Here is a 13,153-nt window from a genome sequence, read left to right on the forward strand (position 1 = left end):
CTATCTTTTACCTAAGTTTTCTTTTAAAAACTCTTCCAAGGCTTTGTACAAAGCTGTCCTGCTCTGCTGACGTACCAAAGGATCTGGACCTTCCTCTTTTTCAATATAAGTAACCTGAACGTTCCTTTTTTTAAGTTCTTTGATAAACTGTACACCTTCTGCTACGTTAACGCTTGGATCTTTGGGATTCTGGGCAATAAAAACAGGCGATTTAAACCGGTCTGCATGAAAAACAGGCGAAGCAAATCGCATATAATCCGTATCGGTTATCGGATTACCTAAAATTTCATAATACATCTGCAATTTGGCCTTTAAAAATGGTGGAAAGGTTTTCAGATAGCTAAACAGGTTAATTACACCTGAATTTGATCCGCCACATTTGTAAAGATCGGGATTTTTATATAAACAATTTAAAGCAATGTAGCCTCCAAAACCATTGCCGTAAATGGCAATTTTTTTAGGATTGGCAATTTTCTCCTTAATCAGCCATTTTACGCCATCGTTAACATCATTCTGTATCTTATCGCTCCATTGCTTAAAACCCGCAGCATAAAATGATTTTCCATAACCGGTAGAACCCCGGTAATTTACCTGCAGAACGGCATAGCCACGGTTGGCCAAAAATTGTACCTCTGCATTGTAGCCCCAACTATTTCTTGCTTTAGGACCATTATGTGGCAGGACAACCACAGGTAAGCCAGCTGCTTTCTTATTTTTTGGCAAAGTTAAATAACCATTAATGGTTAGGCCATCGCGGCTTTTGAAACTGATCGGTTTCATGGCATTCATATCTTCCGGTTTAATGGAAGGACTTACATCCGTAAGCTTTTTAAGCTTTTGATCAATTGCGGTATACAAATAATAAGAACCTGGATTTTTATCGGTAAAAGTACGGATCACAAACACCTGGTCTGTCTTATCTCTGTCCATAATGATCCATTCAGTACCAGGTAAAAGTTTATCAATCCTGGAGTAAGCTACCTTTACACTGTCATCAAGGTAAAATTTTTCTCTTTTCCAGGTCTCGCATGTTGCAAAAAGCATTTTTTTTCTGAAACGGGAGTAGGTTGCATCCACCACGTTTAAAGTATCATTTGCAAAAAGAACCTCTTTTTCTTTCCCTTTTTTTAAATCAACCGCTACCAGCGCATTTTTATCGCGGTTAATACTCGAAATGGCATAAAGTACATTAGGCTGGTCTTCAGAAAATGCAATGGGTTGAAAAGTAGTTTCAAAATTATTGGTAATTACAGGCGCAAAAGATTCATTTTCATTTTCGCGGTACATCAAGGTTTCGTTCACCCCATCACTGGCAACAGCAATTTTAAGTACACCTTTACTATCCGTCATCCATCTGGTAATATTGCCCGGGTTTTTCGCAGCAATCTCCATTTTTCCATCCCGAACGTTTAATCGGTACACGTCGAAAACCGTCGAATCTCGCTTATTCGAAGCTACAATAATATATTTATCATCAATCAATTGGTCTTCAATTACCCTCAACCTGTTTTTCTCATTGGCACTCAACTGCACCTGCTTGCTCCCATCTTTATTGATCACAAAAATATCGGATCTACGCTCTTTAGACCCATCTTCGGTATAATAAATCAGTTCATTATTGCTGGTCCAGAAATGAAAACTGATGTTCTTTCCGTTCAAATGTGTCAACTGAACAATATTACCCGTGGCAATATCTTCAGCAAAAAGGTCCAGTTTTTTATCATGAAGCTTTAAATAAGAAAGACTTTTTCCATCTGGAGAAATGCGATAGTAGGCCTTATCTTGCGTTTTAAAAAAATCGTCTACAGGAATAGTATCATGTTTTGCGCCTTTACAAGCCCAAACCGATGCAACCATTAACAGTAGGAAAATTTTTTTAAGCATAAATAAATCCTTTACGGGATAACAAAAATAAGGATCGCAACAATTTTAACAGCGATATACACCAACAATGTTACTCATGCGATCAATAATAAGTAGTGGTTCAATTTAGTATTTATAAAATATCTACAAAATAAAATACAGGTAACATTTAAAATACGTTTAATTTCAAGTGCCGGTTTGGCTTAAGATGTATTAAAATATTACATTTAAAACTTATAATTTAGGGTTTATGAACCGTTTTTTTTTCATCATATCCGTATTGCTGTCGTTTGGAGCCAATGCACAAATCTTCCGCCCCAATCAGCAGATTGCACCTGATGAAAGCAGTCTGGCTATCCAGTATTATCAGGATGGCGCATATGACAAGGCCGTTGTGTTACTGGAAAAACTTTATTCTAGCCCGAATAACGAAGTTTATTTTGATATTTACTTTAATACCCTGCTAAAATTAAAACGCTATGATGTAGCGGAGAAAATGGTTAAGAAAGAAATCAAAAAAGATCCAAAGAGCGACGTTTACCCAATCGCATTGGGCAAACTTTATCAGGAGAAAGGCGATGTGCAGGCTGCCAATAAAATCTTTAATGAGGTCATTTCGAAACTGCCAAAAGAAGAATTCAGGATCAGAAATCTTGCCAATAACTTTTATCGGTTCGAAAACTACGATTACGCAGTACAAACCTTTAAACAGGGCAGAAAACTATTTGGAGACGATCAGATGTTTGTCTTTGAATTGTTAAACATCTACCGTTTTAAAAAAGATAAGGCCATGCTCATGCAGGAGTACCTGGATGCGCTTGCAACAATGCCCCAGTTATTACCGCAGGCAGAAACTGTACTCGCTTCTATTTTTGAAGATAAAAACGATTATCAAACCTTTCAGGCGGCCATTTTAAAAAAAGTACAAAAAGCACCTGATGCCGAAGTTTACATTCAGTTGCTCACCTGGAATTACATTCAGCAACAGGAATTTGAAATGGCCCTGCGCCAGCTTATTGCCTATGATAAACGGACTAAAGCAGATGGCGGTACTTTGTTTAATGCCATTTATACCTTTGTTGACAATGGTGCCTACGAAACAGCGATTAAAGCTTACGATTACCTGCTCACCAAAGGAAAAGATAACCAGTATTATCTTCCTTCAAAAATAGAGATGCTGAATACCAGGTACAACCTACGGACCAGCGGAAAATATTCAGTTGCAGACCTCGATCTGCTTGCAAAAGACTATGAATCCTTGCTTGAAGAAAACGGCAAAAACAGGAATACCCTTTTTGCAATAAAAAAACTGGCCAACCTGCAGGCTTACTATTTAAATAAACCGGCTAATGCAGAAAAAGAATTGGAAAATGCAATAAAAATGCCAGGCATAAACGACCAGGACTTAGGCCAGTTAAAACTTGATTTGGGCGACATTTATATTTTAACGAACCAACCCTGGGAAGCGTTTTTAGTGTACGAGCAAGTAAGCAAAAGGTTTGAAGGTCAACCCATAGGAAATGAAGCCCGCTTCAGGAGCGCTAAACTTTCTTTTTATCAGGGCAATTTCGAATACAGCAATAGCCAATGTTTGGTTTTAAAAGCTGCTACCTCGCAACTGATTGCCAATGATGCATTGAATCTAAGTTTATTGATCAGTGATAACATCCAGACACCAGCCGATAGCAATGCCCTGAAAATGTATGCTGACGCAGAAATGCTTTTATTTAGAAACCTCCCTGAAAAAGCAATAAAAAAAATGGACAGCATTGCCATTGCCTATCCTCAAAACAGCTTATCAGATGCCATTATGATGAGTAAAGCAAGGATTTTTATTAAAGCAAACGATTTTCAAAAAGCTGCTGATATCCTTAAAAAAGTAACGGAAGAATATAAAGACGGGATCTGGACAGATGATGCCTTATTTACCTTAGGTGATTTATACGAAAAGAAACTGAATAATATCACACAAGCGAAAGTGTATTTCCAAAAACTGATTACCGATTATCCCGGCAGTATGTTCAGCGCTGAGGCCAGAAAAAGATTTAGGAATTTGCGGGGAGATGGGGTTTAGTGAGCCAATGGTTCATTTCGTTAGTTCATTGGTTATTAGTCATTGGTTTATTGGTCATTGGTTAATTGGTTAATTGGTCATTGGTCATTGGTCATTAGTTCATTGGTCATTAGTTCATTGGTAACTGCAGATTGGGAACTGTAAGCTATCTTATGATTGATTGGTTAATATCTAAATCACTTAAAGAATAAATCTACATCGTTAATTTTTTAACGTTTATATATTAGTTACCTTTGCGCCATGTTTTTATATAATGTTACGCTCATCCTTGAAGATGCAGTAGCCGAAGAATGGTTACAATGGATGCAGGATGTTCATATTCCACAGGTTATGGCAACGGGTATGTTTGTTTCTAATCGTTTATTAAAGGTTGTTGATTCGCCTAATGAAGGGGTAACTTACTGTTCGCAATATGTTGTAGAGACATTAGATCACTACAATAAATACCAGGAAACCTTTGCACCAGCTTTGCAGGCGGAGTTAAACGAAAAATACAAAAACCGTTTCGTTGCGTATAGAAGTTTAATGGAATTCGTAGCTTAGGCTCCGGACTCCTGACTAAGGACTTCCGACTTATTTAAGCTTCTCATTATTCTTATGCCTGTCGGCATCGCGGATGCTCTTTTTCTCCAGGTTCTTTTCTAAAGCTTCCGTTAAATTTATACCGGTTTGATTGGCCAAACAGATTAAAACAAACATTACATCGGCCATTTCATCAGCCAGGTTTACGGCCTCATCACTTTTTTTGAACGATTGCTCGCCATATTTACGGGCCATAATCCGGGCCACCTCCCCTACCTCTTCCATTAAAATTGCCGTATTGGTTAGTTCGTTAAAATAACGGATACCCGTGGTGTTAATCCAACGGTCTACCGTTTCCTGTGCTTCGTTAATAGTCATTTTTTTCTTCTTCTATTTCTGCTTTTATGATAGGGGTTACTTCGGGTTTTGCTTGTTCGAGTAAAAATACCCCTGCCCCTCTTTCTCTTGCATAGGGCGTTTTTATTTCACCGATTTTGGTAATCTGCTCAAAATAGGGCTGCTCTCTCTTACGGTCGGGATCTTCATCGTTGGCACCAGTAATCATAATAAACGTTTTAATCGGTTTATCCATTTTAAACCAATAAAGATAATCGGCGTTGTACGAGACCGCATTGATATTTTTATATTTTGAGTAATAGTTAATCGCACCAGCCTGCCCGTAATTATCGGCACGTATTAGTAGGGTAGATTTGTCTTTAACTTTTCCGTAAGCAACATCAACCAGTGCGGCCAGTTCTTTCCAGCCCTGCATATCTGCATAATCCTGAGGCAGCGCATGATTTTCCCCGTCTTCCCAACGTAAAGCCCCTACCCGCTCGAACCTTTTATGATGGGCAATAATTTGCGCAGGACTATAAACCGGCATCAAAAGGGGCAACAGGTAAATAAATGAACAAATATTAAAAGCAAAAAGCAAGCCCGTTAATATATATTTATTTGCTAAAACCCTGCTTAAATAAACCGCACCAAAAACCAGTAAAACCGGATATAAACCTAAAGCATAATAATCTTTTGCTTTAAAATAGCTAAATACAATTAGCGTAATGAAATAAGTAAGAATAATCCAGCTGTGTTTCCTGAAGTCTTTATAAAAAACCAAACTACCAATCCCAGCCAGGAGAACAAATATCGAACTGATAAAAAAGAGAAATTGAGTGATGAAAAAATCAATCCGGTTTACATGTACCAGTTGTGTGGCCTGCAAAAGTTTCATGTGGGTGAGTACAGGAAAGTGATGTGTAATTTGCCAGATTACATTTGGCGAGATAATTAAAAGTGCAAGTAAAATGGCTGGATAAAGATGCTTATCGATAAATATTTTTCGATTTGAAGTAATAATGATGGCAGGCAACAGACCAATGATCAGGAAAAGAACATTATACTTATTCAAAAAGCCCAAAGCCACAGCGATAGCAAAAACATATAAATACCTGGCTTCATTCTTATCAAAATATTTCAGCAAATAATAAAATATGGCTGTCCAGGCTAAAACATCAAAAGAGTTAGGCTGATAAAGGGTATTTAACCTCAGCAGAGCAGAACATAAAAAGGCTACGGCAACCAGGCATTTAGCCAGGAGGTTACCTTTTAAAAACCCGACAGTTTTCCAGCAGTAAAGTAGTGTTAAAGCACCCATTAAGGCAGGAACAAGCTTTACCATAAAAACACTATTGCCTAAAGCTTTGATCAGCCAGGAAAAAAGCGAAGTTAATGGCGGAACCGAGGTGAAACCTGCCGCAAGATGATTGGCCTGATCTAAATGCAAAAATTCGTCGCGGTGTAATTCATAAACGGAATTAACCAATACAAAGGATAGCAACACCTTTAGAATCAGAAAAAACACAAGACAAGTGTATTCTGCCAGCCTTTTAGGATTTGGTTCCCCCATATTTACTTAAGTCCAGGTTTTTCGCGATAAACAATGCTGATTTTTGACAGTCAGTTGCTTGATTAGTTACACGATGGCTATTTAAATTTTAATCATTCTTTCTTTTTGGTGTCAATTATGATCGTAACCGGTCCGTCGTTTAATAAAGCTATTTTCATATCGGCACCAAAAATTCCGGTTTTTACTTTTTTCCCCAATAAAGCCGAAAGTTTATCAATCATTTTCTCATATAAGGGAATCGCAACATCCGGTCGTGCTGCCCTTGTAAAGCCCGGACGGTTTCCTTTTTTAGTAGAAGCAAACAACGTAAACTGGCTGATCAATAAGATATCTCCACCCACATCAGCAAGCGCCTTGTTCATCAATCCGCTTTCATCACTAAACACACGCATACCGATAATTTTCTGCGCCAACCACTCTAAATCTTCTACAGTATCTGCATCTTCGATACCCAACAATACCAGAAATCCGCTTTCGATGGCCCCTGTTATGTCACCATCAACGGTACAACTGGCCGCTGTAACCCTTTGTAAAACTGCACGCATTTTATACTATTTTTGCTTAAATCAATTCTATGCGCAAGATAAGTATTTTAGTCATCTCTGTATTTCTCTTTTTCGGTTGCAAACAAAAACCGGTTGTCAACCCTACTTTTTACTATTGGAGAACGGATTACCAGAATAAAAAAGCAGAAACTGACTATCTTGATCGATTTAAATCAAAATCTTTGTATGTGCGGATAATGGATGTAGATTTTAACCCAGATCTGCAAATGCCCGTACCCATTTCGCCTATTAAATTTTCAGACCCCGTACCTAAACAGGTTAACATCGTCCCAGTGGTATTTATCGTTAACCAGGTATTTAATAAGATTGATACCATGCAGACTGCCGTAATGGCCAATCGCATTGCTAAGTTTGTGGCTGAAAAGGCAAAGCAGGCCGGAAAGGCAGACTATACCGAATTACAGATTGATTGTGATTGGACCAAAACCACCAGAAACAGGTATTTTAAATTTTTAGAGCAGTTAAGCGCCAACCCATTGTTAAAGGGCAAAACCATTTCGGTAACCTTGCGCTTGCATCAGGTTAAAAATATCGTGTCAAGTGGAATTCCGCCAGTAAATAAAGCGATTTTGATGTGTTATAACATGGGCAATCTACGTAAATATGGCGATCAAAACTCAATATTGGACCTGCATGAAATGGATCAGTATCTTAAAGATTTTCTGCAGGAATACCCCTTACAACTCGACGTGGCGCTACCCCTATTTGAATGGGCAGTAGTATTCAGAAACCGACAATATGCAGGTATTTCGAAGCGGATCGGCAAAATACAGATCGAGGATAAAAAGCTTTTCAAACAGCGCGAAAATTCCATTCTTTACGACCTGCTGACTGATTACCCTACTGCTGGATTGAAAAAAGGCGATGTAATAAGATGGGAACAGGTTTCTGCTGATGATTTACTTTTAAGCTCTAAATTTTTATCCCGATATTTAAGCCCCAGAGAACGAAACATCGTTTTTTACCATTTAGACATCGACCTTTTAAAACATTTTACCAATGAAGACCTTCAAAAAGTCATTGCTGATTTTTAGTACATTCCTGATTACTTTTTTCGGCGAAATTGCTGTAAATCTTGCCTGTGGCGGTGAGATTGATCCTTATGATTATTATATTTCTTATTTCCATAACAATATTGAAGGAGATGAATATTCGCCATTTGCCTATAACCAAATGGTTTATCTTAACAGCGAAACGGACGTAGCAAGCGAGCCGGATATCAACAGCCGCGAATGGGCCCGATTCCTACATGTTAAAAATGAGGATGTATTAAAGGTCATGTACAAAACAGACAGTGCAACCAATGTAAAACTGGTCAATTTTGATGGCAATATTTCACAGTTACCTGATAGCCTGCAAGAGAATAGTTTTATCCAGGCACTGGGCAAACGCAAAGCGTCTTTAAAATATTATCAGTTCGCTAAAAGCTGTGAACCATTGGCCAATGTGACATTTAACCTTTGGGATGCAACACCACGTGATACCACTGCTATGGCTGCAAAAGCCCGGGAAGGATTAAAATTAACAACTGCTGAAAAAGATGACTTTTTGAAACTACGTTATGCTTACCAAACGGAACGGATGTTTCATTTCGCTGGAATGCATGCGGAGAGTAAATCAACTTACGAAACGCATATTAAAACCAGTAAAATCAACAGTGCCGTTAAAGGTTGGGCATTGGCGTTATATGCAGGATCAATCCGCAGGTTAGGAAATCCGGATGAAGCAGCTTTTTTATTCTCAAAAGTTTTTGCCAGCAATCCCGAGCGGAGGATACAGGCTTACAAAAACTATTATTATACCAGTTCCCCTGTTCAAGGAGCTTTAAAATACGCCAGCACCAATAATGAAAAAGCCAATATCTGGGCAATTAATGGTTTTGGCAATGCAGATTCAGGGATAGAAAGCATGAACAAAGTTTACGGCTATGAACCCAAAAGCCTGCTAAACGGAACATTATTGGTACGCGAGGTAAATAAACTGGAACAAAATCTTATTCAGGCAAATGACATAGCGAAAATTGGTTATAATTATTATTTTTCGGATAACGACAATCCTAAGTATAAAGACAGTTTAAAAAATGTTAATCTAAAACACCTAAACGAAATCAGAAATTTCGCCTTAAAACTGGCTGCGGAAAAGAAATACCCGCAACCTGAACTGGGTACTTTAACTGCGGCCTATTTATCATGGATGGAGAATAACGATCCTCTGGCATTAAATTACCTGGCTACTTTAAAACCAGAACAGCTATCGGAAAGATTGCGTGATCAATACCGCATTATCGATCTGTTGGTCAAAGCTAAAAACATTAAAAAAGGCAATACATTTAACGAAAACGGTTTACTGCCAACATTAAAATGGCTGGACGAAAAGCGTTTTGCAGAAAACAAAAACCAACCTTACGAACAATATTATGATAATGCCGATAAACGGTTTAGCAGAACGACCAGGAATTTTTATCAGCAAATATTAGCGTCTGCTTATTTAAAGATGGGCGACACCGCTAAAGCTGCACTGGCAATGGTTAAAGGTGATCTGAACCGCAAAACGCTGAAAGAAAATTCCCTTTTCCAGAATATGAGCTACGAGAGCATTAATTTTTGGCAAAAATACCTAAGCCCGAAAAGTATGCAGGGTTTAGCGGTTTATAAAACAAAAGCGATGGGCAATGATGTTACCGCCCTGTTGGCTTCGGCTTTAAACCAATTGAAAAACGACGACTTTTATGAGCTTTACGGCACCACTTATTTGCGTACACATCAATACGACAATGCTGTTCAGATGTTTGCAAAGGTTTCGGCGGGTTATCAATATTTTGCTCCTGAAAACTGGTACGGAGATGGGGAAAACACTAAACTTTACGCCAATCCATTTATCGAAACCATTAATGATTTCCCTAAAAAGTATGTAACAGCCAAAGCATCTATTACCAAAAAAACTTTTGCTGCAGAAATGCTTCGTTTACAGAAGTTAACGGTTAGCGACAAAAAGAATGCCGCGCTTTACTACTATAGAATGGCGAATGCGGTTTACCAAACAGGTTATTTTGGTAACAGCTGGTTTCTGATCAGTTACGATTGGTCATCTTACGACAATAGCAACCCGGCGAAATATGTTTACGACGGGGATTATAAAAAAGCACAGACCGCAAAGGCGTGGTATTTGAAAGCGAGGGCATTAAGCACCAATGCCGATTTTAAGGCAAAATGTACCTTTATGCTGGCCAAATGTTTGCAAAAGCAGATCATCATGAATGCCAATCCACTATCATTTTACTATTATGATAAAAAGGACATAAAATGGAGAAACTTCATCAAGGCCAATTATAACAATCCTTATTTAAAAGAATTAAGATTCGACTATACTAAAACTCCTTTTTATGCCATTGCAGCAAGCGAATGCAGTTATTTAGGTGATTTTATCAGGCCTAAAGCGCAATAAGTAGCGTCGTCCCGATTGAAGCGCAGCGAAATGCCTGCCTGTACAGGCTGGGAGAGATCTATGAAGCAGATTTCTCGACTTCGTTGCACTTCGCTCGAAATGACGAATCTACAGCTACCACCTGATCAGCGCACTGGCCCAGGTAAAGCCAGATCCAAATGCAGCAAGGCAAACCAGATCGCCATCTTTGATTTTTCCCGCCTCCCAGGCTTCGCATAAGGCAATGGGAACAGAAGCAGCTGTGGTATTTCCGTATTTTTGAATGTTGTTGAATACCTGATCGTCGTTTAAGCCTAACAATTGCTGTACATACTGGCTGATACGAAGGTTTGCCTGGTGCGGCACCAATAGATCGATATCTTTCTCAGTTAAATGATTAGCGGCCAAAGCCTCTTTTATCACCTCCGGAAATTTTACTACCGCTTTTTTGAAAACAGCAGGTCCATCCATATAAGGCAAGGCGGCGCCACTTTCTAAAATTTCGGGTGTCATAAACAATCCGCCCAATTCCTGTTCCGGATAGGCTGGTTTATCATTTAGCCATTTATTGGCATGCGAACCTGGGTAATACATCGCCAGAATTTCTGCATCCGCACCATCACTATGTAAATGCGTACTTAAAATTCCTTTTCCTGTTTCATCCGTAGGCTGTAATACAACAGCACCTGCTCCATCGCCAAAAATTACAGAAACATTGCGGCTACGGGTCTCAAAATCCATGGCGAAAGAATGTTTCTCGCTTCCTACCACCAGCACATTTTTATACATGCCGGTTTTCACAAACTGATCTGCTACCGAAAGTGCGTACACAAAGCCTGAACATTGATTCCTGATATCCAAAGCACCGATTTCGCCCATACCCATTTCCCGCTGCAACAATACCCCACATCCCGGGAAATAGTAATCAGGACTTAACGTAGCAAAAACAATAAAATCGACATCTTTCGCGGTAATACCGGCTCTTTCGATGGCGATTTTTGCCGCCTCAATACCCATGGTAGTGGTGGTTTCTTCATTACGATCGGCAAAACGGCGTTCTTTAATACCCGTACGTTCCTGGATCCAGGCATCATTGGTATCCATAAACCGGCTTAAGTCATCGTTGGTATACACGTTTTTCGGAACGTAGTAACCTATTCCTGCAATTTTAGACTGGTGCATGCTCGTATATTATTTGGTTAACAAATGTATTAAAAGGGATGTAAGATGTATGAGGTAAGATAAAAAATGTAATACAAAGGCTAAAAAATCTACTTCTATTGCCTAAAATAATCACAACTATCTTCTATTTAACCTATTACATCTTACATAAAAAATAGTTATTTTTGCACCATGTCTACAGAAACCAAAGAAGAGACCTTTACGCTCGAAGAAATCTTAACTTCCTTAAAAACCGTACATCGCCTTATTTTGTGGAATGATGATATCAATACATTCGACCACGTGATTTATTGCATGATGAAATACCTTGATTATAACGAATCGCAGGCGGAAAAAATTGCATGGAAAGTGCATAATGAAGGTAAATGTCCTGTTTTAGAAGGATCTTTTACCGAAATGGAAGTATACCGCAAAATTCTGCAGCAAGAAGGCCTGACAGTTTCTGTTGATTAGGGTATTTTCAAGCGAATCGTCATGCTGAACTTGTTTTACAAGTAGAAATAGTATTTTCAATTGCCTTGTAGCTACTTCGTGGTCAGCATCTACTTAAGCAGAAGACCTGAAATAAATCCGATGGCTATCGGTTCAGGGTGACGACCGTGTAAAAAGAGACAATAAAATTACCCCTCCAATCCTTTTAAAAGTGTTAATAATCCAGCCTGTGTAGTTTGCGTTTTATCTTTAGCATACCAACCGTGAAGTTTTTCTGCTAAAACCGGCATTTCGGAAGTTTCCGTCCTCCATTCTTTTAATAGTTCCTGCAAAACCTGTGGCCTTGGGCCCCAGGTTGCCAAAACCTGTTCGGCCGATTCATTTAACACAATTAAAACCGGAATTGCTCTTCCCCCATTGGTTAAATGCGCATCAATTAATGGAAGATTTTTATCTCTAAGTACAAATCTCAGTTCAATTTTACCTAACGATGCCGTTGCGATTTTATTGAACAGTGGGACAATCTGCGCAGCGTCACCACACCAACCCTCAGTAATAACTAAAAATTTATAATTTCCTTTAAGATGATCGATTGTTGATACCAGCTCATCATTTAGGCTAATTGTTTTATCTACACGGTTCATACGCTGAACATTCATTTTAGTGTAGTGCAGATCGTAAGCTACATCACCAGTAGCTTTTCCCTCCAATAGAAGTTGATCAATCAAGGCGCGATAGGTTTGATAATCCATTCCCTGCCCGCTGAAAATTTCGCTGTAATTAACCATGATGTTTAATATTATGCTGCAAAGGAAAGGAGAAATTAGATGAAAATAATCATGATTTTGCAAGAAAACGCAGGTGGCTGATTGCATAATTCTTGGGCTGTTCAGCTAAACTGCAAACAACAAATTAGTATTTCTGAACATCCTAAACCTAACACTCAGTATTTCCATCCATTAACCTGATTCAATAGCCATTGGATAAGTTGTTAAGCCTGCAGCGAAGTAAAAGCAATGACTGTGATAGCCAAGGCAAACGGTTAAGCACTACAGACCAATCTTCCGTAAATTATGCTACTTACTGACTATTAAGAATGTATACCTGGCTTATTTGATGACGGACACCAGGCGAACAGATGTCGATGTGCTTCAATGATACTTAACATGTCATTAATAAAAA

The 13,153-nt window shown here is 38.7% G+C and carries 11 protein-coding genes; 5 read left to right on the forward strand and 6 right to left on the reverse strand.

The window, feature by feature from the left end:
* Positions 1-1,884, reverse strand: a complete 1,884-nt coding sequence (locus tag ACFE6N_RS07835) for a S9 family peptidase (RefSeq protein ID WP_378935337.1) — start codon at positions 1,882-1,884, stop codon at positions 1-3.
* Positions 1,885-2,113: 229 nt separating this feature from the next.
* On the opposite strand from ACFE6N_RS07835, the gene ACFE6N_RS07840 reads away from it, so the two are divergent.
* Together ACFE6N_RS07840 and ACFE6N_RS07845 are read left to right on the forward strand one after the other, a co-directional pair.
* Positions 2,114-3,937 (forward strand): tetratricopeptide repeat protein, encoded by a 1,824-nt coding sequence (locus ACFE6N_RS07840; RefSeq protein ID WP_378935339.1) that lies wholly within the window; start codon positions 2,114-2,116, stop codon positions 3,935-3,937.
* Between the two features lie 240 nt (positions 3,938-4,177).
* Entirely contained in the window at positions 4,178-4,480 is a 303-nt protein-coding gene (locus ACFE6N_RS07845; protein WP_145859181.1) for a DUF4286 family protein, read from the forward strand.
* A gap of 30 nt (positions 4,481-4,510) precedes the next feature.
* On the opposite strand, the gene ACFE6N_RS07850 is transcribed toward ACFE6N_RS07845, so the two are convergent.
* The 3 genes from ACFE6N_RS07850 to dtd all read right to left on the reverse strand — a co-directional run bounded on the left by ACFE6N_RS07850 (position 4,511) and on the right by dtd (position 6,913).
* Positions 4,511-4,837 carry a nucleotide pyrophosphohydrolase gene (locus ACFE6N_RS07850; protein ID WP_090983182.1) on the reverse strand — a complete coding sequence of 109 codons (327 nt, stop codon included), beginning with the start codon at positions 4,835-4,837 and terminating at the stop codon, positions 4,511-4,513.
* Positions 4,827-6,368 (reverse strand): glycosyltransferase family 39 protein, encoded by a 1,542-nt coding sequence (locus ACFE6N_RS07855; RefSeq protein ID WP_378935341.1) that lies wholly within the window; start codon positions 6,366-6,368, stop codon positions 4,827-4,829. Before ACFE6N_RS07855 ends, ACFE6N_RS07850 begins: the two co-directional genes overlap by 11 nt.
* A 92-nt stretch (positions 6,369-6,460) precedes the next feature.
* Positions 6,461-6,913 (reverse strand): D-aminoacyl-tRNA deacylase, encoded by a 453-nt coding sequence (gene dtd / locus ACFE6N_RS07860; protein ID WP_378935343.1) that lies wholly within the window; start codon positions 6,911-6,913, stop codon positions 6,461-6,463.
* A 29-nt stretch (positions 6,914-6,942) separates the two neighbouring features.
* On the opposite strand from dtd, the gene ACFE6N_RS07865 reads away from it, so the two are divergent.
* Positions 6,943-7,968: a hypothetical protein gene (locus ACFE6N_RS07865; RefSeq protein WP_378935345.1), complete on the forward strand. Its 1,026-nt coding sequence runs from the start codon at positions 6,943-6,945 to the stop codon at positions 7,966-7,968.
* Positions 7,934-10,378: a hypothetical protein gene (locus ACFE6N_RS07870; RefSeq protein WP_378935347.1), complete on the forward strand. Its 2,445-nt coding sequence runs from the start codon at positions 7,934-7,936 to the stop codon at positions 10,376-10,378. Before ACFE6N_RS07865 ends, ACFE6N_RS07870 begins: the two co-directional genes overlap by 35 nt.
* 114 nt (positions 10,379-10,492) lie before the next feature.
* On the opposite strand, the gene ACFE6N_RS07875 is transcribed toward ACFE6N_RS07870, so the two are convergent.
* Positions 10,493-11,539, reverse strand: coding sequence for a 3-oxoacyl-ACP synthase III family protein (locus ACFE6N_RS07875; RefSeq protein WP_090983172.1), 1,047 nt, complete (start codon positions 11,537-11,539; stop codon positions 10,493-10,495).
* A 171-nt stretch (positions 11,540-11,710) separates the two neighbouring features.
* On the opposite strand from ACFE6N_RS07875, the gene ACFE6N_RS07880 reads away from it, so the two are divergent.
* The gene (locus tag ACFE6N_RS07880) at positions 11,711-11,992 is read left to right on the forward strand and encodes an ATP-dependent Clp protease adaptor ClpS (protein ID WP_025143968.1); all 282 of its coding nucleotides are present in this window, start codon (positions 11,711-11,713) and stop codon (positions 11,990-11,992) included.
* A 167-nt stretch (positions 11,993-12,159) separates the two neighbouring features.
* Here the strand turns inward: ACFE6N_RS07880 and ACFE6N_RS07885 are convergent, their stop codons facing one another.
* Complete coding sequence (locus ACFE6N_RS07885) at positions 12,160-12,759, reverse strand: thioredoxin family protein (protein ID WP_378935350.1); 600 nt, start codon at positions 12,757-12,759, stop codon at positions 12,160-12,162.
* Positions 12,760-13,153: the final 394 nt, after the last annotated feature.

Origin of the sequence: Pedobacter sp. BG31 (genome assembly GCF_042464845.1) — a bacterium.
Lineage (GTDB): Bacteria > Bacteroidota > Bacteroidia > Sphingobacteriales > Sphingobacteriaceae > Pedobacter > Pedobacter suwonensis.